Raw genomic sequence first — 25,040 nt, 5'->3', positions numbered from 1 at the left:
TCAACCGCGGGTCGTGATCAGCCTACTCAGCCTTCGATCGAACCGCCGGCCAGCGCGCACAGCTGGATCGGGTCGAGGATGTGAATTTCCTTGCCCTCGGCGGCGATCAGCTCGTTCTGCTGGAAACGCGTGAACACCCGCGATACGGTTTCCACCGCCAGGCCCAGATAGTTGCCGATTTCATTGCGCGACATGCTCAGGCGGAACTGGTTGGCCGAAAAGCCGCGGGCGCGGAAACGTGCGGACAGGTTGACCAGAAACGTGGCGATGCGCTCGTCGGCGGTTTTCTTCGACAGCAGCAACATCATTTGCTGGTCGTCACGGATCTCACGGCTCATTACGCGCATCAACTGCCGGCGCAGCTGGGGCAGTTGCAGGGCCAGTTCGTCGAGACGTTCGAAAGGGATTTCGCAGACCGAGGTGGTTTCCAGTGCCTGGGCCGATACCGGATGTTTCTCGGTATCCATGCCGGACAGGCCGACCAGTTCGCTCGGCAGGTGGAAGCCGGTCAATTGCTCTTCGCCGCTGTCGCTGAGGCTGAAGGTCTTGAGGGCGCCGGAGCGTACTGCATAAACGGAATCGAACGTGTCGCCCTGGCGGAACAGGAATTCACCCTTTTTCAACGGGCGACCGCGTTTAACGATTTCGTCCAGCGCATCCATGTCTTCCAGATTCAGCGAGAGTGGCAGACACAGCGGGGCCAGGCTGCAATCCTTGCAATGGGCCTGGGTGTGAGCGCGCAGTTTGACTGGCTCGGACATTTCTTCAATCCTTGTGGGAAAACACACATAAGACGTAAGGGTAACTCACCGAGGGACCTTCAGGCCAGCGTATGAAGGCGTTGTCCCACAGACATAAAGCCAGCGCAAAAGCGGCCGATAAACACGTATCAGACCGCATGAAAGGAAGGATCCGATGACTGCCATTGGCACGCTAAGCCCCGGTAACAGCGGTGTTCCGGCATTGCCGGAGGTTGCCGGCAACGACGTCGCCAACGAGCGTGACGCTGACGCGTTGACCACCGCAACCCCGACCTTGGTCGAGGGCGTCAAAGTGTCGCTGTCCGGTGCGTCGATCGCCAAGGCCGCCAGCGTCGGCGGTGAAAACAGCGATATCGACAACAGCGGCCTGCCGGAGAACATCCAGCAGTTGCTGAAAATGATCCGCAAGTTGCAAAAACAGATCGCCGAAAAAAAGGCGCAGATGAACAAGGTCATGGCCGACAAGACCCTGTCCAACGAAGAACGGATCAACAAGCTCGCCGCCCTGCGCGGGGCCATCGCTGCGCTGAACAGCGGCGTGGTCACCGCCAATCTGGCCCTGTCCAAAGTCATGGGTCAGTCGGCAATGACCCCGGACCAGAACCTCAAGGTCGGCGCCTTGCTCACCAAAAACTAGATCACTCGCGAAAAGCGCTGGCGGTTCTGCTGTTGCAGGTACGCATCGAACACCATGCACACCGAGCGCACCAGCAGGCGCCCGGCTGGCAGCACGTTGATCCGCTCGCGATCCAGTTCAATCAGGCCATCAGTGGCCATGCCCTGTAGTTGTGGCCACAGCTCAGCGAAATAGCCCTGAAAGTCGATGTTGAAACGCTGCTCGATGTCGGCGAATTCCAGGCTGAAGTTGCAAATCAGTTGCTGAATCACGTCGCGGCGCAAGCGATCGTCGGCGTTGCACACCAGGCCACGGCTGGTCGCCAGTTGTGCGCTCGCCAGGGTGTTTTGGTATTGGTTGAGATCGCTAGCGTTCTGGCAGTACAGGTCACCGATCTGGCTGATCGCCGAAACGCCCAGGCCAATCAGGTCGCAATGACCGTGGGTGGTGTAGCCCTGGAAGTTGCGTTGCAGGGTCTGTTCTTCCTGGGCAATCGCCAGTTCATCATCGGGCAGGGCGAAGTGGTCCATGCCGATATACCGGTAGCCGGCAGCGGTGAGCTGCGCAATGGTGCGTTCGAGCATTTCCAGCTTTTGCGCCGGCGCTGGCAGTTCGTGGCCATTGATCCGCCGCTGCGGCATGAAGCGTTCCGGCAGGTGCGCGTAGTTGAACACCGAGAGCCGATCCGGCTGCAGGCTGATCACTTCCTCGACGGTACGCGCGAAGTTATCCGGGGTCTGTCTGGGCAGGCCGTAGATCAAGTCGATATTGATCGAGCGAAATTGCAGGGTGCGCGCGGCATCGATCACTGCGCGGGTTTCCTCCAGACTTTGCAGGCGATTGACGGCGCGCTGCACGGCCGGATCGAGATCTTGCAGGCCGATACTGACGCGGTTGAAACCCAATTCGCGCAACAAGCCCATGGTCGACCAGTCGGCCTCGCGTGGGTCGATTTCAATACCGTAATCGCCGGAGTCATCATCCAGAAGATTGAAATGCTTGCGCAGGTGCGCCATCAGCTGCCGCAGTTCGTCGTGGCTGAGAAAGGTCGGCGTGCCACCGCCAAAGTGCAGTTGCTCGACTTTCTGGGCCGGGTCAAGGTGACAGGCGATCAGCTGGATTTCCTGCTCCAGCCGTTGCAGGTACGGCGCGGCGCGTCCGCGGTCCTTGGTGATGACCTTGTTGCACGCGCAGTAGTAGCAGATGTTCGCGCAGAACGGCACGTGCACGTACAGCGACAATGGGCGCAGGGCTTTGCGGCTGTCGCGCAGGGCATGGAACAGATCGAAGGTGCCGACCTGTCCGTGAAATTGCACGGCAGTCGGATACGAGGTGTAGCGCGGCCCCGCCAGGTCATAGCGGCGGATCAAATCGGTGTCCCAACGAATGGCGTCGAGCATGCGGGCATTCCCCCGGATAGGCTGGCAGTGCGGGCGAGTCTAGGGGAGGGGGCGGCGGGGCATCTTGATTTGCATCAACAGGGGGGATTTGTAATGTTTGTGCGGGCCTCTTCTCGAGCAAGCTCGCTCCCACAAGGGATTTGCAGTGTTCACGCGATCAGTGAGCGAGCCTGCTCGCGAAGGCCACACCGCCGATCAATGGCCCATGAGCCAATGCTGATGCGGGCCGGGAAGGGTCCAGATACCGAACAGAATGACCAACAACCCGCCCGCCATACGCACACTGCGCTTGCGCAAGATCGCGGTAACCCGTTCCGCCGCCAGTCCGGTGGCCAGCAACACTGGCCAGGTGCCCAAGCCAAACGCGAGCATCAGCAAGGCGCTATCCAGTGCATTGCCTTGGCTCGCCGACCACAGCAGGGTGCTGTAAACCAGCCCGCACGGCAGCCAGCCCCATAGCGCGCCGAGCAATAATGCACGCGGCAGACTCGACACCGGCAGCAAGCGATTGGCGACCGGCTGAATGTAACGCCACAACCCACGCCCAAGCGACTCAATGCGCGTCAGCCCGCTCCACCAGCCGGCCAGATACAAGCCCATGGCGATCAACAGCAACCCGGCCAGTACGCGCATGAACAGCGCTGCCGGACTGTTGGCGACCGCCCAGCCGGCGAGGCCGATGAGCAACCCGGCCGTGGCGTAACTGAGAATTCGCCCGAGGTTGTACGCCAGCAGCAAACGAAAGCGTCGGCTGCGTTGCTCCTTGGGAATCGCCAGGGTCAGTGCGCCCATCAGGCCGCCGCACATCCCCAGGCAGTGGCCGCCGCCGAGCAAGCCAAGAATCAGGGCGGAAACCAGCAACGGCGCCAGCTCAAGCATGTGGTGGCGCCTTGTCGTCCGCTTTGCCGCTCTTGGCTTCGTCCACGGCAGCGGTGTGGTTCGGGTCCTGATCGTCGAACAGAATGCTGTGCGCCGGGCCGTCGAGGTCGTCGTACTGGCCGCTGTCCACCGCCCAGAAGAAGATATACACGGCGATGGCCACGATCAGCAGTGCAGCGGGGATCATCACGTAGAGAGCTGGCATCGGTACTCCAGGCCCGCGCGGCTCAGGCCGGCAGCGGACGGGTTTGTGCACGGGTGCTGGTGTGCGGCGAACCCGGCAGGCGAGTCAGGCGCAGGGCGTTGAGCACCACGGTCAGCGAACTGATCGACATGCCGACCGCGGCCCATACCGGAGTGATCCAGCCGAGGGCGGCGAACGGCAACATGAGGCCATTGTACAGCGCCGCCCACAGCAGGTTCTCGATGATCACCCGACGGGTACGGCGTGCCAATGTGAACGCTTGCACCAGCGCGTCGAGGCGGTTCGACAGCAACACCGCGTCGGCACTGGTTTTCGCCAGATCGGTGGCCGAGCCCATGGCCACACTGATGTCGGCCGCCGCCAGCACCGGCACGTCGTTGACGCCGTCGCCGAGCATCAGCACCTTGCGTCCTTCCTTGTGCAGTTGTTGCAGCACTTGCAACTTGTCGTCCGGGCGCAAACTGCCGCGCGCCTCGTCAATGCCCAGTTCGGCGGCGACGCTGGCGACCATCGGCGAGCTGTCGCCGGACAGCAGCAGCGTGCGCCAGCCGCGCGCCTTGCACGCGGCTAGCAGGGCGGGGGCATCGTCGCGCAAGCGATCGTCGAGCACCAGCCACGCCAACGGGCCGCTTTCATCGCCAAGCAGTAACCATTGGCCTGGCTCATTCGGCATTGCCGGCACACTCGCACCGCTCAGCTCACACACGAAATCTGCCTGACCAATGCGCAAGCGCTGCCCGCCCACCGAACCTTCGAGGCCCAGTCCCGGCGTGCTGTGCACTTCATCAGCGGCCAAGGGCGCACGGCCGAAGGCGCGGGCGATCGGGTGTTCGGAGCGGTTTTCCAGCGCAGCGGCGAGGCTCAGGCATTGCTCGCTGTCGAGCGCGCCGAGAGGGCGGATCGAGCGCAGCACCAGGCGACCTTCGGTGAGGGTGCCGGTTTTGTCGAAGATCACCGTGTCGATCTGGTTCAAGCCTTCCAGCACATGCCCGCGGGTCAGCAGCAAGCCGAGTTTGTGCAAGGTGCCGGTGGCGGCGGTGAGGGCGGTCGGCGTCGCCAGCGACAGTGCGCAAGGGCAGGTCGCGACCAGCATCGCAAGAACGATCCAGAATGCCCGCGACGCGTCCAGTTGCCACCACAGCAGGCCGATGACAGCAGCGGCGATCAGCGACAGCAGGAGGAACCATTGCGCGGCGCGGTCGGCGATTTCTGCCAGTCGCGGTTTCTCGGCCTGGGCGCGGTCGAGCAGGCGCACGATCGCTGACAGGCGCGTGTCGTGTCCCAAAGCCTGTACTTCCACGGTCAATGCGCCTTCGACATTCAGCGTACCGGCGGTTACGGCATCGCCCAGTGTGCGCGGTTGCGGCAGGTACTCGCCGGTCAGCAGCGACTCGTCGATGCTCGACTGGCCGTCGATGATCTTGCCATCCGCCGGCAGGACCGAACCGGGCTGCACCAGAATCCGCTCGCCGACGCGCAGTTCGCTGAGCAGAATGCGCTCGCTCTGGCCGTTGGCATCCAGGCGCAAACACGAGGCCGGCAGCAGGTTGACCAGTTGCGCGGTGGCGGCCGCGGTGCGCTCGCGGGCGCGGCGTTCCAGGTAGCGACCGGCGAGCAGAAACAGCGCAAACATGCCGACCGCATCGAAATACAACTCGCCGACGCCAGTGATCGCCGTCCAGATCCCGGCGACGTATGCACTGCCGATCGCCAGCGAAACCGAAACGTCCATGGTCAGGTGGCGCGTGCGCAGATCGCGCATCGCCCCTTTGAAAAACGGCGCGCAACTGTAGAACACGATTGGCGTGGTCAGAAACAGCGCGACCCAGCGCAGGATCGTGTGCAGCTCGGGGCTGAGGTCGATGTTGAATTCCGGCCAGGTCGCCATGGTCGCCATCATCGCCTGAAACCACAGCAGCCCGGCGACGCCGAGCTGGCGCAGGGCGCGGCGGTTTTCGCTGGCCAGTTGTTCGCTGGCGCGGTCGGCCTGATAGGGGTGGGCGGCGTAGCCGATGTGCCGCAGTTCGGCGAGGATCTGGCTCAGCGGTAGCTGCGCGTCGGCCCAGCGCACATGCAGGCGATGGTTGGACAGGTTCAATCGCGCTTCGGCGACGGCGGGCAGGGTGCGCAGGTGTTTCTCGATCAGCCAGCCGCAAGCGGCGCAACTGATGCCTTCCATCAACAGCGTGGTTTCGGCCAGCTCACCTTCGTGGCGCACGAACGGTTGCTGGACGTCAGCGCGGTCGTACAGCGCCAGTTCGTCGGTCAATTGCACCGGCAGTGCTTCGGGGTTGGCCGAGGCTTCGCTGCGGTGTTGGTAATAGCTGTCGAGGCCACCCGCGACGATGGCTTCGGCCACGGCCTGACAGCCCGGGCAACAGAATTCGCGCGGTTGCCCGAGGACGACGGCGGTGAAGCGGCTGCCGGAGGGGACGGGCAGGGCGCAGTGGTAGCAGGGGGTTGGGCTGGTCATGGTGCGCGTTCCGATGATCGTTCCCACGCTCCGCGTGGGAATGCCTCCCCGGACGCTCCGCGTCCGCTTCGGCTGGGACGCAGAGCGTCCCCGGCTGCGTTCCCACGCTGGAGCGTGGGAACGATCAAAGCGGTGTCAGTCGCCGACATTGTTACGGTCATCCGAAAGGCCCCGAAGCGCTGAAGATCAGTCCCCTCTCCCTCTGGGCGGTCCGACGTTTCGGGAGGGTTAGGGTGAGGGGCTTTTGACCTTGATTCACTTCTTCAGGTCTTCGGCACCCTGCAACGGCTCATCGCCCAGCAGCAGTTCCTTGTCATGGCTGACCAGTTCTTCCTCGAACATGCGCCACACATGTTCATCCTGACTACCCAGCAACTCGACAAACCGCCGACCTTCAACCTTGTCGTTCAACTGACCGATGTAACGCCCGGTCTCGCTCTCGCTGCGGGTCAGGACAATCTTGCGATCCTTTTCCGGCTGCGTTGGCGAAATCAGATTCAACTCCAGCGTGTTCGGCTGACTGTCGCCACTCAAGCGCAAATCGACTTCACCGGTGACATCGTCCAACTGCACCGCCGCGCGCATCTTCAGGGTTTGCGCCAGCAGTTCACGGTCCAGCGAACGGTTGATGCCTTTGCCGGCCTCGTAATAGTTGTCGTTGACCAGGTTGTCCGGGTTGTTCACCGCAATCGTCACCATCGACAAGGTCAGCGCCACCGAGCAGGCCAGAATGCCGATGATGATCCACGGCCAGAGATGCTTGTACCAGGGACTTGCAGCGTTTGCGGCAGACATAATGCAGTTCTCTCAACGAATTTGCGGGCCGATGAATCGGCTCTTGGCTTCAATGTGGACGCTGTTGTCATCGGCATCCTTAAGGATGAATTTCACCTCGTTGGTGCTCGACGGCAGTTGTTCCGGGGCGCTGGACAACTCGACCGGCATGCTGACGATATCGCCGGCAGCCACCTTGATTTCGCGCTTGCCTTGCAGGCGCAGGTCCGGCAGACCTTCGGCGTGCAGTACGTAGGTGTGGTCGCGCTGATCCTTGTTCATGATCTTCAGGCTGTAGACGTTTTCGATCCGGCCTTCGGCGTTTTCGCGGTACAGCACGCGGTCCTTGCTGACGTCGAAACCGACCAGCGAACGCATGAAGAACGCCGTGACCAGCAGGCTGATCATCGCCAGCAGCACCACGGCATACCCGATCAGACGTGGCCGCAGTTTATGGGTTTTCTGCCCGGACAGGTTGTGTTCGGTGGTGTAGCTGATCAGCCCGCGCGGGTAATCCATCTTGTCCATGATGCTGTCGCAGGCATCGATGCACGCGGCGCAGCCGATGCACTCGATTTGCAGGCCGTCGCGAATGTCGATGCCGGTCGGGCAGACCTGCACGCACATCGTGCAGTCGATGCAATCGCCCAGGCCCAGCGCCTTGTAATCGATGCCTTTCTTGCGCGGGCCACGGCTTTCGCCACGGCGCGGGTCGTAGGAAACGATCAGCGTGTCCTTGTCGAACATCACACTCTGAAAGCGCGCATACGGGCACATGTAGATGCACACCTGCTCGCGCAACCAACCCGCGTTGCCGTAAGTGGCGAGGGTGAAGAAACCGACCCAGAAGTACGACCAGCCATCGGCCTGGCCAGTGAAGAACTCGATGACCAGTTCGCGGATCGGCGAGAAGTAACCGACAAAGGTCATGCCAGTGACAAAACCGATCAGCAACCACAGCGCGTGCTTGGCCGCTTTGCGCAGGAACTTGTTGGCGCTCATCGGCGCCTTGTCGAGTTTGATCCGCTGGTTGCGGTCGCCTTCGGTGACCTTTTCGCACCACATGAAAATCCACGTCCACACACTCTGCGGGCAGGTGTAACCGCACCAGACCCGTCCGGCATACACGGTGATGAAGAACAGGCCGAACGCGGCAATGATCAACAGGCCCGACAGCAAGATGAAATCCTGGGGCCAGAACGTCGCGCCAAAAATGAAGAACTTGCGCTCCGGCAGATTCCACCAAACGGCCTGATGACCGCCCCAGTTCAGCCACACCGTGCCGAAATACAACAGGAACAGCGCCGCACCGCCGAGCATCCGCAGATTGCGGAACAGGCCGGTGAAGGCGCGGGTGTAGATTTTTTCTCGTGAGGCGTAAAGATCGACGCTGTTGTTCGGGTTTTTGCTCGGTGGTGTGACGTTGTGTACCGGAATCTGGTTGCTCATCATTGCATCCCACGGCAGTGGAAAAATGCCCCGGTCGATACGTGCCAACCAAGGTCAAAAAGGGCTGTTGCAGTGGCGCGATGATACGCCTGTCGCTCTGGCTCAAGGGTGCGACCTTTGGTCGCGTTGGGGAAAAAACCTGAATGGTGTAGCGAATGCAGCAAAGCATGACGCAGATCAATTGACTAGTTGAGTATGGACGGATTTGCTGCACTGACTAATCTCGGTTTTCAAAGGGCTTGGCAGTGCTCAGCGGCTGACCCTGATATTACAGCTCAATGCAACGATGATTTATGACGGCGCGCGTGGTTTTGAACTCGCTGTCAGTTGCCTCGAGCATGACCAGCAGGTCGATGATACTGGGAGGGGACTGTTGGTTTCCGGCGCGTCCCGGACCAGGCAGTCTGCCGCCGCCGAGGCCGTCCAGACCGCCACCGTTACCTGGATTTTCAGAGGCGTTTTGGGTATTTGCATGCGCGCGCGGCGCCTGCGTTTTCGCTGACCTGAATTGATGATCAGGGCAGGGTTGGAAGCGTTTGGGCATTGTCCTTTCGTGCATGTCGGTTTCATCCTTGGAGATCAGTCCGATGCGGTTTATCGGCGTGAAAAAAACCTACAGGGCACCGCTGCACCGGTCCATAAACCAAATGTCTCAAAGCGTGAATGCCAGCATGAAAAAGGCCCCGCCAATCGAAACTGGCGGGGCCTTTTTTGTATCGAGCGTCGGCCTTATTCCGCGTTCGCCTCCGGTGCTTTTTCACCGTGGGACAGGCTGTAAACATACGCTGCGAGCAGGTGCACCTTGTCGTTGCCTTGCAGTTGCTCCTGCGCCGGCATCTGGCCCTGGCGGCCGTAACGGATAGTCTGCTGCAGTTGCGCGAAGCTTGAGCCGTAGATGAATGCGCCCGGATGGGTCAGGTCAGGCGCGCCCATGGCCGGGGTGCCTTTGCCGGCCGGGCCGTGGCAGGCCACGCAGTTGGCCGCGAACAGCTTCTGCCCGTTGACCGGGTCGGCCTTGGTGCCTTCCGGCAATTTGCGCCCATCGAGATTGGTCACGACAAACGCTGCCACGTCGGCCACGCCTTGCTCACCGATCACTTCCGCCCAGGCCGGCATCACCGCGTGGCGACCGCCCATGATGGTGGTCTTGATGGTTTCCGGTTCGCCGCCCCAGCGCCAGTCGGCGTCGGTCAGGTTAGGGAAACCGTAGGCCCCCTTGGCGTCGGAACCGTGGCACACCGAGCAGTTGGAGGCGAACAACCGGCCGCCCATCTTCAGTGCCTGCGGGTCCTTGGCGACTTCTTCGATCGGCATCGCCGCGAACTTGGCGAAGATCGGGCCGAAGCGGGCGTCCGAACGGGCCATTTCCTTTTCCCATTCGTGTACGCCAGTCCAGCCGGTCTGGCCGTTGGCGAACGCGGTCTGCTTCTCGTTATCCAGATAGTTGTAACCCGGCAACAGGCCTTTCCAGTTGCCCAGGCCCGGATACAGCACCAGATAACCCAGGGCGAAAATGATCGTGCCGACGAACAGCATGAACCACCATTTCGGCAGCGGGTTGTCGTACTCCTCGATCCCGTCGAAGGAGTGGCCCACCGTCTCGTCCGTCTGTTCGCTGCGCTGGCCCTTGCGGGTCGACAGCAACAGCCAGGTCAGGGCGAAGATCGTACCGAGACTGAGGACTGTGACGTACAGACTCCAGAACGTAGTCATTCTTTGTTACTCCTAGAAGCTTGCTCGACGTGCTTGATGGCTTCGGGATCATCCGCAAAAGGCAACAAGGTCGCGTCGTCAAACTCCGACTTGCGCTTGGGGCTGAACACCCACAACGCCAGACCGATGAAGGCCACCATCACGACAACGGTGCCCAGGCCGCGAATCATCCCGATATCCATCAGATTCACCGTTTGCTTTTGATGATGGTGCCCAGGCCCTGCAGATAGGCCACCAGCGCGTCCATTTCGGTTTTGCCCTTCACCGCATCCTGTGCGCCGGCGATGTCTTCGTCGGTGTAAGGGACGCCGAGGGTGCGCAACACTTCCATTTTCTTCGCGGTTTCCTTGCCGTCGAGCTTGTTCTCCACGAGGAAGGGGTACGCCGGCATTTTCGACTCGGGCACCACGTTGCGCGGGTTGTACAAGTGCGCACGTTGCCAGTCATCGGAGTAACGACCGCCGACTCGGGCCAGATCCGGGCCGGTACGTTTGGAACCCCACAGGAACGGGTGGTCCCAGACGCTTTCACCGGCAACCGAATAGTGGCCATAGCGTTCGGTTTCAGCGCGGAACGGACGGATCATCTGCGAGTGGCAGCCGACACAACCGTTGGCGATGTAGACGTCGCGGCCTTCCAGTTCCAGCGCCGAGCGTGGCTTCATGCCCTCGACCGGCTTGTTGGTGACGTCCTGGAAGAACAGCGGAACAATTTGGGTCAGGCCACCGACGCTGACGGCGATGACCATGAAGAAGGCCAGCAGGCCAATATTCTTCTCGACAGCTTCATGCTTCATCAGTGAGCTCCAACGACGGCAATCTTGGCGGCGGCTTCGGCTTCAACCGGATCCGACGCGCGTACGGTGCGGTACACGTTGTAAGCCATCAGCAGCATGCCGCTGGCAAAGAACGCCCCGCCCAGCGCACGGACGATGAAGCCCGGGTGGCTGGCCTGCAGCGCTTCGACGAACGAATAGGTGAGGGTGCCGTCATCGTTGATTGCACGCCACATCAGGCCCTGGGTGATGCCGTTGACCCACATCGAGGCGATGTACAGCACGGTGCCAATGGTGGCGAGCCAGAAGTGCGCGTTGATCAGGCCGGTGCTGTGCATCTGCGCACGGCCGAACAGTTTTGGAACCATGTGGTAGATCGCGCCGATCGAGATCATGGCTACCCAGCCGAGAGCACCGGCGTGTACATGGCCGATGGTCCAGTCGGTGTAGTGCGACAGCGAGTTGACCGTCTTGATCGCCATCATCGGCCCTTCGAAGGTCGACATGCCGTAGAACGCCAGCGAGACCACGAGGAAACGCAGGATCGGGTCGGTGCGCAATTTATGCCAGGCGCCCGAGAGGGTCATCATGCCGTTGATCATGCCGCCCCAGCTTGGCGCCAGGAGAATGATCGACATCGCCATGCCCAGCGACTGCGCCCAGTCCGGCAGGGCGGTGTAGTGCAGGTGGTGCGGGCCGGCCCAGATATACAGGGTGATCAACGCCCAGAAGTGCACGATCGACAGGCGATAGGAGTAGATCGGGCGTTCGGCCTGTTTCGGCACGAAGTAGTACATCATCCCGAGGAAACCGGTGGTCAGGAAGAAACCCACCGCGTTGTGCCCGTACCACCACTGGATCATCGCATCGGTGGCGCCCGAGTAGGCCGAGTACGATTTGAACAGGCTGACCGGCAGCGACATGTGGTTGACGATGTGCAGCATCGCGGTCACGACAATGAACGCGCCGTAGAACCAGTTACCGACATAGATGTGCTTGGTCTTGCGCTTGGTGATGGTGCCGAAGAACACCAGACCGTAGGTGACCCAGACAATCGCCAGCAGAATCGCAATCGGCCATTCCAGCTCGGCGTATTCCTTGGTGGTGGTGTAACCCAGCGGCAAGGTCACGATGGCGCCGACGATCACCGCTTGCCAGCCCCAGAAGGTGAAGGCTGCGAGGCTGTCGGAAATCAGTCGCGTCTGGCAGGTTCGCTGCACGACATAGTAGGAAGTGGCGAACAGTGCACAACCACCGAAGGCAAAAATCACCAGGTTTGTGTGCAACGGGCGCAAGCGTCCAAAGCTCGTCCACGGCAGACCGAAGTTCAGTTCCGGCCAGACCAGTTGCGAGGCGATGAAAACACCGAGCCCCATGCCAAGGATCCCCCAGACCACCGTCATGATGGCGAACTGGCGGACTACCTTATAGTTATAAGCAGTCGGACTGATTGCTGTGCTCATTCTAAGGTTCCACGGTTTGGGTATTTTTATAGGGATAAAATCGGCCGCAAGTATGTATAAAGCAGGGGGTCATTGCAACGCGCCATGACCTGGGTCAATGCTTTCCAACGCTGATTCTGCGGCCTTTCCATGTGCCGCGTAGGGTCAAAAATGACCTCTGCCAAAATGTCGCGGTGAGTGAAAAAAATGCTGGGTTTGGATCGCCGTCAACGATGCCTGCTCAAAGGTCTTGATCGGGTTTCAGAAGGCAATAGGCGTAACAGCCGTTAACTGCCTGCCTTTGCGGCAAATCCACAAGCCGCTTCATCGGACGCATCGCTCGGTGGGCAGTTGAAACCGTCACGCGCCGGTCTGCTTTCGAACAAGCGTAGACCCGAATCAGGCGAACCGAAAGGTGAGGTGGGAAGGGGTGCGACAATGCGTCGCAAGGGGGAAGGAAACTGCCGCGACGGAAAAGTCGCGGCGGTTGTGTACGCAGGAGTTATTTAATTTTGTCCTCAGTTGCAAGCTGAGTTGTATTCAATTCATGGCTAAGGCTGTACACATAAGCGGCAAGCAACTGCACTTTATCGTTGCCCAGCAACTCGTTCTGCGCTGGCATGTGTCCTTGGCGACCGTGGCGAATGGTCTGCTCCAATTGCGTCAGGCTGGTGCCGTAAATGAAGCCGGCCGGATGGGTCAGGTTCGGCGCGCCCATCGCCGCAGTCCCCTGGCCGGTGGCGCCATGACAGGCGACGCAAGTAGTGCTGAACGCTTGCTGCCCGGCCTGCAGATCCGCCTTGCTGTCGGCGGGTAGCGGCAGGCCGGCCAGTTCGTGGCGCACATAGGCGGCAACGTTTTTCACCCCGGCCTCACCGAGCACTTCGCCCCAGGCCGGCATCGCCGCCATCCGCCCACCCATGATCGTGGTCTTGATGGTTTCGGCGTCGCCGCCCCAGCGCCAGTCACTGTCGGCGAGATCAGGGAAGCCGAACGCGCCCTTGGCATCCGAGCCGTGGCACACCGAGCAGTTGGAGGCAAACAGACGGCCGCCCATCTTCAGCGCCTGCGGGTCCTTGGCCACTTCTTCCAGCGGCATTGCAGCGAACCTGGCAAAGATCGGCCCGAAGCGGGCGTCGGCCTTGTTCATTTCCTTTTCCCACTCATGCACGCCGGTCCAGCCATCCTCGTAACCGGGCAGGATGCCTTTCCAGTTACCCAGGCCCGGGTACAGAATCAGATAGCCCACCGAGAACACCAGCGTGCCGGCGAACAGCATGAACCACCACTGCGGCAGCGGGTTGTCGTACTCCTCGATGCCGTCGAAGCTGTGGCCCATGGTTTGGTCGACGCTGCCTTTGGTCTCGCCCCGACGGGTGCCGATCAGCAGCCAGGTCAGGCCGATCAGGCTGCCAATGGTCAGTACGCAGATCCACGTACTCCAGAAGGTGGTCATGGCCGGGTACTCCTTGTTTCAGAGGCGGGGGTTGTGTCGGGCAGTGGTTCGTCGGCGAACGGCAGCAGTCGTGCTTCGGCAAATTCCGCGGTGCGCTTGCGGTTGAACACCCACAAAGTCAGCCCTACGAAGGCGACGAACACCACGACCGTGCCGAGGCCGCGTATCAGGCCAGTGCTCATTTCAATGACCATGGCTCACCTCTTGCTCTTGATCGCAGTGCCGAGCACTTGCAGGTAGGCGACGAGGGCGTCCATTTCGGTTTTTCCCTTGAGGCTGGCGACCGCGCCACTGATATCGTCGTCGGTGTACGGCACGCCGAGGGTGCGCATGGTCTTCAGCTTGGTTTCGGTGTGGCTGCTGTCGACCGCTTGCGTGACCAGCCACGGGTAGGCCGGCATCTTCGATTCCGGTACCACGTTGCGCGGGTTGTACAAGTGCGCGCGGTGCCAGTCATCCGAGTAGCGTGCGCCGACCCGCGCCAGGTCCGGCCCGGTACGTTTCGAACCCCACAGGAACGGGTGATCCCAGACGCTTTCGCCGGCCACTGAATAGTGCCCGTAGCGTTCGGTTTCGGCGCGGAACGGGCGGATCATCTGCGAGTGGCAACCGACGCAGCCTTCGCGGATATAGATGTCGCGCCCTTCCAGTTGCAGCGCGGTGTAGGGCTTCATACCTTCCACCGGTTTGTTGGTGACGTCCTGGAAGAACAGCGGGACGATCTGGGTCAGGCCGCCGATGCTCACGGCGAACACCATCAGCAGCATCAGCAGGCCGACGTTCTTTTCAATCGTTTCGTGTTTCATGGCGGACTCCTCAGGCCATCTGCGCGGCAGCGACGACGTCGGCGGGTTGCGAGGCCCGCACGGTGCGCCAGGTGTTGTAAGCCATCAGCAACATGCCGCTCAGGAAAATCGCCCCGCCGATCAGCCGCACGACAAAGCCGGGATGGCTGGCCACCAGGGTTTCGACGAAGGAGTAGGTCAGCGTGCCGTCCTCGTTGACCGCGCGCCACATCAAGCCCTGGGCGATGCCGTTGACCCACATCGAAGCGATGTACAGCACGGTGCCGATGGTCGCGAGCCAGAAGTGCGCATTGATCAGGCCGATGCTGTGCATCTGCGCTTTGCCGAAGATTTTCGGGATCATGTGGTACAGCGCGCCGATCGAAATCATTGCCACCCAGCCGAGGGCGCCGGCGTGAACGTGGCCGATGGTCCAGTCGGTGTAGTGGGAGAGGGCGTTGACAGTCTTGATGGCCATCATCGGCCCTTCGAAGGTCGACATGCCGTAGAACGCCAGCGACACCACGAGGAAGCGCAGGATCGGGTCGCTGCGCAACTTATGCCAGGCGCCCGATAGGGTCATCATGCCGTTGATCATGCCGCCCCAGCTCGGTGCCAGCAGAATCAGCGACATCACCATGCCCAGCGACTGCGCCCAATCCGGCAGCGCGGTGTAGTGCAAGTGGTGCGGGCCGGCCCAGATGTACAGGGTGATCAACGCCCAGAAGTGCACGATCGACAAGCGATACGAATACACCGGGCGCTCGGCTTGCTTCGGCACGAAGTAATACATCATGCCGAGGAAGCCTGCGGTGAGGAAAAAGCCTACAGCGTTGTGGCCGTACCACCACTGCACCATGGCGTCGGTGGCGCTTGCGTACAGCGAATAGGACTTGGTGAAACTCACCGGCAGCTCAAGGTTGTTGACGATGTGCAGAATCGCCACGGTGATGATGAAACCGCCGAAGAACCAGTTGCCGACATAAATGTGCCTGGTCTTGCGCTGCATGATCGTGCCGAAGAACACGATGGCGTAGGCGACCCAGACGATGGTGATCAAGATGTCGATCGGCCACTCCAGCTCGGCGTATTCCTTGGAACTGGTGTAACCCAGCGGTAGGCTGATCGCCGCCAGCAGGATCACCAATTGCCAGCCCCAGAAGCAGAACGCGGCGATCTTTGGTGCAAACAGTTGTGTCTGGCAGGTGCGTTGCACCGAATAAAACGAGCTGGCAAACAGCGCGCAGCCACCGAAGGCGAAGATTACCGCGTTGGTGTGCAGCGGGCGCAGACGGCCGAAACTGGTCCAGGGCAAATCGAAGTTGAGTTGCGGCCAGACCAATTGCGCCGCGAGAAAAACCCCGAGGCCCATGCCGACGATGCCCCACACCACCGTCATAATGGCGAATTGGCGGACCACCTTGTAGTTGTAGGCGGTACTGATAGAAGTGTTCATGGTTCCCCATCCACGGTTCAGCCGAAGTGAGCGCGCGCAAACCGCGCGAATCCTTCGCCTGGAGTTATAGGCAGACTAAAAGCGAGGCAAGCATGGACAAACAGCACAAGGCCAGTATTGACGGGGATCAATGGGCGCAGTGTGTGCGTGATCATGGGTGGCTTTGGGATGCCGCTGTTGGTGAGGCTTCGGCGACGTTGATCCTGGCGCATGGGGCGGGGGCGCCGATGGATAGCGACTGGATGAATGACATGGCGGGGCGCCTTGCCGGGCTTGGGGTCAACGTGTTGCGGTTTGAGTTTCCGTATATGGCGCAGCGGCGGGTTGACGGTGTGAAGCGGCCGCCCAATCCTGCGGCGAAACTGTTGGAGTGCTGGCGGGAGGTGTTTGCGGTTGTGCGGCGTCATGTTGCTGGGGTTTTGGCTATGGGCGGGAAATCGATGGGCGGGCGGATGGCCAGTTTGCTGGCGGATGAGTTGGGTGGGGATGCGTTGGTGTGTCTGGGGTATCCGTTTTATGCGGCGGGGAAACCGGAGAAGCCGCGGGTTGAGCATTTGGCTTCGTTGCGTACGCGGGCGTTGATTGTGCAGGGGGAGCGGGATGCGCTGGGCAATCGGGAGGCTGTTGCGGCTTACAGCTTGTCTCCGAGTATTGAGGTGTTTTGGTTGGCCTCCGGGGACCATGATTTGAAGCCGCTCAAGGCTTCTGGCTTTACGCATTCGGATCATTTGGCGAGTGCTGCGCAGAAGGTGGCTGAATTTCTCCGCAATTGATTTTGAGCCGGGCCGGGATTTTGGGTTGCATGTAGATCTGCTCCCTTTCCCCCTCGCTCCCCTTGGGGGAGAGGGTTGGGAGAGGGTTGGGGTGAGGGGGTTCGCTTTTGATCTTGCTTTCGAGGGCATATTCGTTGCTGCGGTAACGGCTGCTTACGGTTTCGCCTGACGGCGACTTACTTTTTTACAAGCGCCAAAAAAAGTAAGCAAAAAACGCTTGCTCCTACGTACGGCCCTCGCAGGCTCGGGTCCCTTCGCTCCGGGATCGATCCGGGCGCAGCGGCTACGGTTTGCTTCGCTGCACCTACTTCCGCTGTGTCTGGCTGCGCCAGACGGTCGCTGCGCTCCCACGCCCGGATCAATCCCTCCACTCAGCCTTCCGACGTCGCCGGTGAGTCAAGATCAAAAGCACGCGAGCTAACGCTCATTGTTGAGTGGTGCGGCTTCGCCGCGGGCAGTTGCACTGCTTTGCTTTTGTGAGCGAGCTTGCTCGCGAAGGCGGTCTGACAGCCGACCTGTTTCTTACGGATGTACCCAATCCAACTGTAGGAGTGAGCCTGCTCGCGATGACGCCCTGACAACCGACGATTATCTACCGGCTGGACTCAATCCCTGTGGGAGCTGGCTTGCCAGCGATGGCGACCTCCGAGCCGACCAATCCCCCACTGATGTACCCAATCCAACTGTAGGAGTGAGCCTGCTCGCGATGACGCCCTGACAACCAACGATTATCTACCGGCTGGACTCAATCCCCGTGGGAGCTGGCCTGCCAGCGATGGCGACCTCCGAGCCGACCAATCCTTCACTGATGTACCCGGTCCAAATGTGTACAAGCGAGCCTGCTCGCGAAAGCTCTCGCTCAAACGACATCAAACCAACCAGCCTGTCAGAGGTGATCCCAGCACTTAAACATCGTCGGATGCCCGCGTTTAAACTACACGAGCCGTTACGCCATCCCGGCTACAACTCCTTGCGCCGTTGCCTACGCGTACGCCAGAATCCGCCGGCTTACACGGCTATGGGGCGGGCTATATCGTTTGTCGGTCACTGCAAATCAGTGATCGGGTTTGGTAGCCCGTCTGTAATAGCCGTGTGGCGACACCTGATTGAAGCTTCTCTATCGAGGCTCGATTTATGGTGGTCATGCGTGGGGCTCATTCGTGAGCGCCGGGTTCCTATTGCAGCCGGTCTACCAACCCGCGTATGGCCACCACCCACTCGTTTGGTAGCGAGCGTGATGGCTTCCTAAACTGCGATAGGAGTTTCATCCATGTTCAAAATCACACCCAACCCACCCGTCACCGACCAAATCCCCCACGACCCAGCGCTGACCCCGCAAAGGGTCAAAGAAGCCACCGACCGCGCCCTCGATTACTACCTCAAACCCGAAGACCTGGCGGCTGCGTCAAACTCGCCGAAAAACCGCCCGGTCTATCTCGTCGACCCGACGCTGGATGACGAAACCCTGCTGGTAGAGGCGAGTGCGTCGCTTTCATATGCTCATGCGATGGCCGGCAACATCGCCCACTCGATAGGCGGCCCGGAGCGCAAACCGTTGCTGGCGCTGCAACAGGTGATCATGCTCAACGAACTGTTGGTCAATCGACTGCTGGATAAGCTGAAGTTGCCTCAATAATTTCGCTGGCTGTAATGGCCTCCTCGCGAGCAGGCTTGCTCCCACAGGGGATTGTCGTCGTACAGGAAAATGTGATGCCGATCAGTTCCAAAGTGGGAGCCTGCTCGCGATGGCGGCTTGCCAGACTCCGTCGGTGACCTGGTTGTCGGCATTGAGGAAATAGCGGGCCAGCAGCGTGGGGAATTGCGTGTGGCGCAGCTCAGCGCAGCGCCATTATCCTTACTCGTTCAAATCCTTGACCAGATAGTCGCCGACAATCTGCGAAACACCGGTCAACGCGGTGCGTACCAGTTCCGGTTCGGTGCGATAGCGCAACGGCTCGTAACCGTAGGTGTTGGCGCCGTTAAACGCGGTGATCGGTTCGTTGCGCTGCCAGATCAATTCGTCGCCCCGCTTCATCACGCCGTTGACCGCGATGGTCGGGTAAACCACGCTGCTGAATCCTTGGGTCAGGGCGAACCCCCAGTTGAATACGGTCAGTTCAATCTGCGCGTCCGCCGGTTCGTTGTCGCCGACGATTTTGAAGCGGCCGCTGGCGGCGAGTTTTTCTTCGAAACTCTTCTTTACCAGGTCGCCGAGGTTGATATTGGCGGTTTCCATGTTGTACAGGATCGCATCGACGGTCGACATGGAAGCCAGGTCGCCGGCCTTCAAACCAGCGGCAAAACCGGCACCGCCGAGTGCCGCCGTACCGATTTTGCCAGCGCCCGCCGCCAGACCTACGCCGGTGCCGACGCCTGCGCCAATGGCGGCGCCCCATGCTTGTTCGCGGCCCATGTAGCTCATTTCCCGCGGTTTCCATGACACCGGGAGGATTTTCACGGTGTGGATCTGGGTGCGGTATTCGGGCTTGAATTTCTGGTTGGCGCATCCGGCCAGGAACAGAACGGCGAACATCAGGACAGCGAACTTCTTCATGAAGGACTCACAACAAGGAACGGATTTGCCGAGGTTGTCGTCCGCATGCAGGAATTCTGAAGGGGTGATGCATATTAATGTGCCACTATCGCCCTCGAGATCGCTCGGAAGTGACTGGACATGGAGTGATGATCCTGGGAGGCATAAAAGGCCTCATCGCGAGCGGGCTCACTCCTACAGGGGATCGGTGTCAGGCACCTGATCTGTGGTCGCCGCGAGTCCAATGTAGGAGTGAGCCTGCTCGCGATGGCGGCTTGCCAGACCTCACAAATTCCAGATCGAAAAAAAGAAAAAACCCGGAAGCTCACGCCATCCGGGTTTTTTCATTCCAGCCTTGATCAGCGGTTGAACCGCTCCACCAACGAATACTGGGTATTGGCCGTCTTGGTCAGTTCTTCACTCAGCAACGCCGAGTTATGCGCCTGTTCCGAGGTCTGGTCCGCCAGTTCCGAGATGTTGCTGATGTTGCGGCTGATCTCTTCAGCCACCGCACTTTGCTCTTCGGTCGCGGCGGCGATCTGGGTGGTCATGTCGGTGATGTTGGCGACTGCTTCGCTGATGCCGACCAGTGCCTGATCCGCTTCCAGCACCCGCGCGACACCTTCTTCGGCCTGGCGGTGCCCGGCTTCCATGGTTTGCACGGCGCTGGAGGCGGTCTGCTGCAGCTTGGCGATCAGCGCATGAATCTGGCCGGTCGATTCGCTGGTGCGTTGCGCCAGTTGGCGTACTTCGTCAGCCACCACGGCGAAGCCGCGACCCATCTCGCCAGCGCGCGCCGCCTCGATGGCGGCGTTGAGGGCGAGCAGGTTGGTCTGGTCGGCGATGCCTTTGATCACATCAACCACACCGCCGATTTCGTCGCTGTCCTTGGCCAGTTGCGTCACGGTGAGGCCGGTTTCGCCGACGACCACCGACAGGCGCTGGATGGCTTCGCGGGTTTCGCCGGCGATGTCGCGGCCGCGGCCGGTCAGACGATTGGCTTCCTGGGTGGCGTCAGCGGTGCGTTGTACGTGGCTGGCGACTTCCTGGGTGGTGGCGGCCATCTGGTTGACGGCGGTGGCGACCTGTTCGGTTTCTACGCGCTGGCGCTCCAGGCCCGTCGAGCTGTTGTGCGCCAGGGCGTCGGACTGTTTGGCCTGGTCGGTCAAGTGTTCGGCGGTGTCCTGCAGGCGGGTCAGGCAGGTTTTCAGGCGCGCTTCCTGGCTGAGGATCGACATTTCCAGACGCGCTTGTGCGCCACGGCTGTCGGTGTACATTTGCGCGATCAGCGGGTCGGAGGTGGTCTGTTCGGCCAGGCGCAGCAGGCGTTTGAGCCCGCGTTGCTGCCATTGCAGGCCCATCAGGCCCAGCGGCACCGACAGCGCGGCGGCGAGGGCGAAGCCCCACTGCGAAGTCAGGGTCGCGCCGATCATGAAGCTCAACTGGCTGACCAGAATGAACGGCAGCCAGTCCTGCAGGATCGGCAGCCATTTATCGGTGGATGGAATCGCCGACTTGCCCTGGTTGATGCGTTGGTAGAGCGCTTCGGCGCGGCGGATCTGTTCGGCGGTGGGCTTGACGCGCACCGACTCGTAACCGATCACCTGACTGCCATCAAACACCGGTGTGACGTAGGCGTTAACCCAATAGTGATCACCGGATTTGCAGCGATTCTTGACAATGCCCATCCATGGCAAGCCTTGTTTCAATGTGCCCCACATGTGCGAGAACACCGCCGACGGCACGTCAGGGTGACGGACCAGATTGTGCGGCGCACGGATCAGCTCCTCACGCGAAAACCCGCTGATTTCGACGAAAGCGTCGTTGCAGTAGGTGATCACGCCCTTGGCGTCGGTTGTGGAAATCAACCGTTGCTGTGCCGGAAAAGTCCGTTCGCGTTGTGTGATGGGCTGGTTATTACGCATGTTGTTCAATCCGCAAGGCTTTGAAAGGTTGTCGGCGCTGACAGGTTTTTATTGAAGTTTTTTTTCAGATTTAAGTACGGCGTCGCAAAACAGCGCTTGCATCAATTGGCCAGCATCGGATACGCATTGGCAATCCGCGACTGGTTTCTCGAAGGATTTTTTACACGGGGGCGGGGCGAGTGCATCGAAGTGCGGCGATAACCGGGTGCAGCCCCAGTTACGATCAACCGCGGTCCCCTGTAGGAGTGAGCCTGCTCGCGATGGCGGTATGTCAGCCACATTTATATTGACTGACACACCGCCATCGCGAGCAGGCTCACTCCTACCGGGAATGGTGTCGGATGAAGAATCAGCGCACGTTGAGTTTCGCTGCTGCGCGCTCGGTAATTTCCGTGCGCAACTTCAACGAAGGCGCGGCGCGCAGGCGGGCCTCATCGATGATCGCACTCGGTGCACTGTCCGGGCTGCCCGCGTTGAACGGCGGCGCCGGCGCGTATTCCAGCTGCAACTGCACCAGTTGCGCCGTGTCCTCATCCACCAGTTCCGCGGCCAGCACCAGGGCAAAATCGATCCCCGCTGTGATCCCGCCACCGGTAAACAGATTGCCATCACGCACCACCCGATCCTTAACCGCAATCGCGCCCAGTGTCGGCAGCAGATCGTGATACGCCCAGTGCGTGGTCGCGCGTTTCCCTTGCAGCAGGCCTGCCGCGCCGAGCACCAGCGAACCGGTGCAAACGGAAGTCACGTAACGCGCCTGAGCGGCCTGGCGCTTGATGAAATTCAAGGTTTGCTCATCTTCCATCAACGGCCCGACGCCGCCACCGCCAGGCACGCAGATCACATCCAGATCCGGGCAATCCTCGAACGTGGTGGTCGGTTTCAACAGCAGGCCGGTGCTGGCGGTGACCGGCATCAGATCCTTCCAGACGAGATGCACCTGCACGCCCGGCAGCGAGGCGAGTACGTCGTAAGGGCCGGTCAGGTCGAGTTGCTGAACCTGTGGAAACAACAGAAAACCGATCTGCAAAGTCATCGTGCTTACTCTCATGAAAAGGGCTGGACGGCCTCACTGTAGGCGCGTAGGTTCTGGCGCATACGCCAATCACCCCACGAATTACGCCAAAATGCCCAAAGCCATTCACGTGCTCGCGTTTGCCAACATGCAGATCCTCGACGTCACCGGGCCGTTGCAGGTGTTTGCCTCGGCCAATGACCTGGCCCGCCAGCGCGGGGTGCCAATCCCCTATGCGCCAACGGTGATTGCCAGCGGCGGCGGGGCGGTGATGTCGTCGGCGGGGTTGGCAGTGTTGGCCGAACCCTTGCCGAGCGAGCCCAGCGATACCTTGATCATCGCCGGTGGCTGGGGCATCTATCCCGCCGCTGAAGATCTGGAACTGGTCGACTGGGTGCGCCAGCACGGCAATCAGTGCCGGCGCGTGGCCTCGGTGTGTACCGGTGCGTTTCTGCTGGCGGCCAGCGGCTGGCTCGACGGCCGCCGCGTGGTAACCCACTGGACCCGCTGCGAGCAACTGGCGCAGCAGCATCCGAATCTGCACGTCGAGGCCAACCCGATCTTTATCAATGACGGCCCGGTCTGGACCTCGGCGGGGGTCACCGCCGGCATTGATCTGGCATTGGCGATGGTCGAAGAAGACCTCGGCCGCGACATCGCCCTCGACGTCGCCCGGCATCTGGTGGTGTTCCTCAAGCGTCCCGGCGGACAATCGCAATTCAGCGTGACGCTGTCGTTGCAAAATCAGGGCAATCGCTTCGATGAACTGCATGCCTGGATCGCCGAACACCTCACCTGCGATCTTGGCATTGCGACCCTGGCCGAACAGGCCGGCATGAGCGAACGCAGTTTCGTCCGTCACTACCGCGCCGACACCGGCCAGACTCCGGCGCGGGCGATTGAACTGATCCGCGTGGAAACTGCCAGGCGCTTGCTCTGCGACACCGGCCTGCCGGTCAAACGCATCGCCGCCAATTGCGGGTTTGGCAGTGAAGAGACGCTACGGCGCAGTTTTCTCCGTGCCATTGGCGTGACACCGCAGGCGTATCGCGAGCGGTTTTCAGTCAGCGCCGCAACAGATCCAGTATTGCCTTAAGGGTTTGCTGCGGCGCTTCCTCGGGGATGTTGTGCCCGACGCCGGCCAATACGCGCCGCTGATAAAAGCCGCTGAAATGTTCGGCATCGGCATCGACCGCCGAAGGGGGACCAACGCCATCATCGGCGCCGCACAGTGAAATGCTCGGTACGCTGATCACCGGTTGTTTGGCAAGCGCCTCTTCCATCCATTCCAGTGCCGGATCGCCCGCCGCGTAGCCGAAACGATGCCGGTAGGAATGAATCGCCACGTCGATAAAATCAGGATTATCAAAAGCGGCAGCGGTCAGTGGGTAGCGCTCGTCCCTTCGCGACCATGTCGGCGACCACAGCCGCCAGAGCAACTGGCATAACTCTCGGCGATTTTGCCTCAGACCCTCGGCGCCACGCGGCGTGTGGAAGTAATACTGATACCAGAGCCGATGCTCGTCGTCGGGGGCCAACGGCTGATTCGAGTGGGCGATGTCCTGCACGAGGTAGCCGTCGCCGCTGACCAATCCGCGCACGCGTGCCGGAAAGAGCGCCGCGACAATGCACGCCGCCCGACCGCCCCAATCGTAACCGCAAAGCATCGTCTGCTCGATGCCCAGCGCATCCATCAGATCGAGCAGGTCTTGCGCCATGGCGGCTTGCTGGCCAGAGCGCAGTGTTTGCTCGCTGTTGAACCGGGTCGGCCCATAACCGCGCAAGTACGGCACAATGACGCGATAGCCTTGTGCGGCAAGTGCCGGAGCGACCTCGTCATAGGCGCGCGGAGAGTATGGGAAGCCGTGGAGCAGAATCACCGCCGCACCGTCGGCCGGTCCGTGCTGTTCGTAGGCGATGGTCAGGGTTGGGGTAAGCACGGTTTCGATCATGATTGACCACTCCGTTTCAATCGCATTCAAGAACTCTGGACCTGCGGTCAGCCTGCTCGGCTCGACTCAACCGACGAGACGCATGCCAACCAGGCTCTAAGCCTCGACTTCCGCCACCTGATTGAAATACTTCGTCCGATCCGGGGTAAACGTCACCACCATTTTCGTGCGCGTGCACGTCAGTGAATGTTCGGCGTTCAGATCGATATTCAAGTCCTCGCCGCGCAGTCCTTGCCACTGCGCCAGGTATTTCAGCGAGCCGTACTTCTCGAGTTTTTTCAGGCTGCGACTGACGCCACCTTTCCAGCCAAGTACCGGCAATTCGCCGTCCAGGCACTGCAGGGCCAGTTGCGGAAAGCGTACAGCGCGCTGGCGGCCGACTTCCCAGCACTTGATCAGACCCTGGTCGGTGTCTTCCCAGAGTTCGCTGCGGGTCAGGCCGGTGCGAAGAGGGGAGTCGATGCTGCGTTGAATAGTTCGGGACATTCTGCTTCCTTGAATTTCGGGTTTTGTTGGACAGCTCCGCTGGCCCGTTGCGCTGGATGTTAGGGGCGGATGTAACGGCTGGCAACAAGGTATTTCGGGGTGTAAGTGCAAGTTACCGAGGAAGCCTTACCTGCAATTTGTCAGTTTTCAGGCGGCCTCGTTTTACACACAC

The 25,040-nt window shown here is 60.8% G+C and carries 25 protein-coding genes; 4 read left to right on the top strand and 21 right to left on the bottom strand.

What is annotated here, in order from left to right; all coding sequences use genetic code 11:
• Positions 1-26: 26 nt before the first annotated feature.
• Entirely contained in the window at positions 27-761 is a 735-nt protein-coding gene (gene fnr / locus BLU24_RS19600) for a fumarate/nitrate reduction transcriptional regulator Fnr (protein ID WP_090282580.1), read from the bottom strand.
• A 154-nt stretch (positions 762-915) separates the two neighbouring features.
• On the opposite strand from fnr, the gene BLU24_RS19595 reads away from it, so the two are divergent.
• A complete protein-coding gene (locus tag BLU24_RS19595; RefSeq protein ID WP_093102989.1) occupies positions 916-1,398 on the top strand; it encodes a hypothetical protein in 483 nt (160 codons plus the stop codon).
• On the opposite strand, the gene hemN is transcribed toward BLU24_RS19595, so the two are convergent.
• The 15 genes from hemN to ccoN (BLU24_RS19520) all read right to left on the bottom strand — a co-directional run bounded on the left by hemN (position 1,395) and on the right by ccoN (BLU24_RS19520) (position 16,184).
• Entirely contained in the window at positions 1,395-2,777 is a 1,383-nt protein-coding gene (gene hemN / locus BLU24_RS19590) for an oxygen-independent coproporphyrinogen III oxidase (RefSeq protein ID WP_093102986.1), read from the bottom strand. The genes BLU24_RS19595 and hemN overlap by 4 nt on opposite strands.
• 195 nt (positions 2,778-2,972) lie before the next feature.
• Positions 2,973-3,656, bottom strand: coding sequence for a sulfite exporter TauE/SafE family protein (locus BLU24_RS19585; RefSeq protein WP_016984739.1), 684 nt, complete (start codon positions 3,654-3,656; stop codon positions 2,973-2,975).
• Positions 3,649-3,861, bottom strand: a complete 213-nt coding sequence (ccoS, locus tag BLU24_RS19580) for a cbb3-type cytochrome oxidase assembly protein CcoS (RefSeq protein WP_093102983.1) — start codon at positions 3,859-3,861, stop codon at positions 3,649-3,651. Before ccoS ends, BLU24_RS19585 begins: the two co-directional genes overlap by 8 nt.
• Before the next feature lie 22 nt (positions 3,862-3,883).
• The gene (locus BLU24_RS19575) at positions 3,884-6,334 is read right to left on the bottom strand and encodes a heavy metal translocating P-type ATPase (RefSeq protein ID WP_093102980.1); all 2,451 of its coding nucleotides are present in this window, start codon (positions 6,332-6,334) and stop codon (positions 3,884-3,886) included.
• Positions 6,335-6,589: 255 nt separating this feature from the next.
• Positions 6,590-7,129 (bottom strand): FixH family protein, encoded by a 540-nt coding sequence (locus BLU24_RS19570; RefSeq protein ID WP_093102978.1) that lies wholly within the window; start codon positions 7,127-7,129, stop codon positions 6,590-6,592.
• A gap of 12 nt (positions 7,130-7,141) precedes the next feature.
• Complete coding sequence (gene ccoG / locus BLU24_RS19565) at positions 7,142-8,557, bottom strand: cytochrome c oxidase accessory protein CcoG (protein WP_093102975.1); 1,416 nt, start codon at positions 8,555-8,557, stop codon at positions 7,142-7,144.
• 268 nt (positions 8,558-8,825) lie between these two features.
• Entirely contained in the window at positions 8,826-9,101 is a 276-nt protein-coding gene (locus tag BLU24_RS19560; RefSeq protein WP_157720863.1) for a hypothetical protein, read from the bottom strand.
• A gap of 185 nt (positions 9,102-9,286) precedes the next feature.
• Positions 9,287-10,270 (bottom strand): cytochrome-c oxidase, cbb3-type subunit III, encoded by a 984-nt coding sequence (gene ccoP / locus BLU24_RS19555; RefSeq protein WP_093102969.1) that lies wholly within the window; start codon positions 10,268-10,270, stop codon positions 9,287-9,289.
• Positions 10,267-10,452 carry a CcoQ/FixQ family Cbb3-type cytochrome c oxidase assembly chaperone gene (locus BLU24_RS19550; protein ID WP_003183474.1) on the bottom strand — a complete coding sequence of 62 codons (186 nt, stop codon included), beginning with the start codon at positions 10,450-10,452 and terminating at the stop codon, positions 10,267-10,269. The genes ccoP (BLU24_RS19555) and BLU24_RS19550 overlap by 4 nt, the downstream gene beginning before the upstream one ends.
• Positions 10,453-10,457: 5 nt before the next feature.
• Entirely contained in the window at positions 10,458-11,066 is a 609-nt protein-coding gene (gene ccoO, locus BLU24_RS19545) for a cytochrome-c oxidase, cbb3-type subunit II (RefSeq protein WP_007917161.1), read from the bottom strand.
• Positions 11,066-12,508, bottom strand: coding sequence for a cytochrome-c oxidase, cbb3-type subunit I (gene ccoN / locus BLU24_RS19540; RefSeq protein WP_093102966.1), 1,443 nt, complete (start codon positions 12,506-12,508; stop codon positions 11,066-11,068). The genes ccoO (BLU24_RS19545) and ccoN (BLU24_RS19540) overlap by 1 nt, the downstream gene beginning before the upstream one ends.
• A gap of 481 nt (positions 12,509-12,989) precedes the next feature.
• Complete coding sequence (ccoP, locus tag BLU24_RS19535; protein WP_093102964.1) at positions 12,990-13,943, bottom strand: cytochrome-c oxidase, cbb3-type subunit III; 954 nt, start codon at positions 13,941-13,943, stop codon at positions 12,990-12,992.
• The gene (locus BLU24_RS19530) at positions 13,940-14,137 is read right to left on the bottom strand and encodes a cbb3-type cytochrome oxidase subunit 3 (RefSeq protein ID WP_093102961.1); all 198 of its coding nucleotides are present in this window, start codon (positions 14,135-14,137) and stop codon (positions 13,940-13,942) included. Before BLU24_RS19530 ends, ccoP (BLU24_RS19535) begins: the two co-directional genes overlap by 4 nt.
• A 3-nt stretch (positions 14,138-14,140) precedes the next feature.
• On the bottom strand, positions 14,141-14,749 hold the full coding sequence (gene ccoO, locus BLU24_RS19525) for a cytochrome-c oxidase, cbb3-type subunit II (protein ID WP_090282591.1): 609 nt from the start codon (positions 14,747-14,749) through the stop codon (positions 14,141-14,143).
• A gap of 10 nt (positions 14,750-14,759) precedes the next feature.
• Complete coding sequence (gene ccoN, locus BLU24_RS19520; protein WP_093102958.1) at positions 14,760-16,184, bottom strand: cytochrome-c oxidase, cbb3-type subunit I; 1,425 nt, start codon at positions 16,182-16,184, stop codon at positions 14,760-14,762.
• A 92-nt stretch (positions 16,185-16,276) separates the two neighbouring features.
• Between ccoN (BLU24_RS19520) and BLU24_RS19515 the strand changes: the two genes are divergently transcribed.
• Both BLU24_RS19515 and BLU24_RS19510 read left to right on the top strand, forming a co-directional pair.
• Positions 16,277-16,957 (top strand): alpha/beta family hydrolase, encoded by a 681-nt coding sequence (locus BLU24_RS19515; RefSeq protein WP_093102955.1) that lies wholly within the window; start codon positions 16,277-16,279, stop codon positions 16,955-16,957.
• A 1,270-nt stretch (positions 16,958-18,227) separates the two neighbouring features.
• Entirely contained in the window at positions 18,228-18,593 is a 366-nt protein-coding gene (locus tag BLU24_RS19510) for a DUF6124 family protein (protein ID WP_093102952.1), read from the top strand.
• A 219-nt stretch (positions 18,594-18,812) separates the two neighbouring features.
• On the opposite strand, the gene BLU24_RS19505 is transcribed toward BLU24_RS19510, so the two are convergent.
• From BLU24_RS19505 to inhA, 3 genes are all read right to left on the bottom strand, one after another.
• Positions 18,813-19,511, bottom strand: a complete 699-nt coding sequence (locus BLU24_RS19505; RefSeq protein WP_093102949.1) for a hypothetical protein — start codon at positions 19,509-19,511, stop codon at positions 18,813-18,815.
• A 338-nt stretch (positions 19,512-19,849) separates the two neighbouring features.
• Positions 19,850-21,415, bottom strand: a complete 1,566-nt coding sequence (locus tag BLU24_RS19500; protein WP_090282598.1) for a methyl-accepting chemotaxis protein — start codon at positions 21,413-21,415, stop codon at positions 19,850-19,852.
• 349 nt (positions 21,416-21,764) lie between these two features.
• A complete protein-coding gene (gene inhA / locus BLU24_RS19495; RefSeq protein WP_093102946.1) occupies positions 21,765-22,451 on the bottom strand; it encodes an isonitrile hydratase in 687 nt (228 codons plus the stop codon).
• Between the two features lie 91 nt (positions 22,452-22,542).
• Here inhA and BLU24_RS19490 point away from each other — a divergent pair, with 91 nt between their 5' ends.
• Complete coding sequence (locus tag BLU24_RS19490; RefSeq protein ID WP_093102943.1) at positions 22,543-23,526, top strand: GlxA family transcriptional regulator; 984 nt, start codon at positions 22,543-22,545, stop codon at positions 23,524-23,526.
• On the opposite strand, the gene BLU24_RS19485 is transcribed toward BLU24_RS19490, so the two are convergent.
• Together BLU24_RS19485 and BLU24_RS19480 are read right to left on the bottom strand one after the other, a co-directional pair.
• Positions 23,495-24,382: an alpha/beta fold hydrolase gene (locus BLU24_RS19485; RefSeq protein ID WP_093102940.1), complete on the bottom strand. Its 888-nt coding sequence runs from the start codon at positions 24,380-24,382 to the stop codon at positions 23,495-23,497. The two genes, BLU24_RS19490 and BLU24_RS19485, sit on opposite strands and share 32 nt — an antisense overlap.
• 96 nt (positions 24,383-24,478) lie before the next feature.
• On the bottom strand, positions 24,479-24,868 hold the full coding sequence (locus BLU24_RS19480; protein WP_090282602.1) for a hypothetical protein: 390 nt from the start codon (positions 24,866-24,868) through the stop codon (positions 24,479-24,481).
• Positions 24,869-25,040: the final 172 nt, after the last annotated feature.

Origin of the sequence: Pseudomonas sp. Z003-0.4C(8344-21), from assembly GCF_900104975.1 — a bacterium.
In the GTDB taxonomy this organism is placed as follows: Bacteria; Pseudomonadota; Gammaproteobacteria; order Pseudomonadales; family Pseudomonadaceae; genus Aquipseudomonas; species Aquipseudomonas granadensis.
This window is presented reverse-complemented; position numbering and strand designations above follow the sequence as displayed.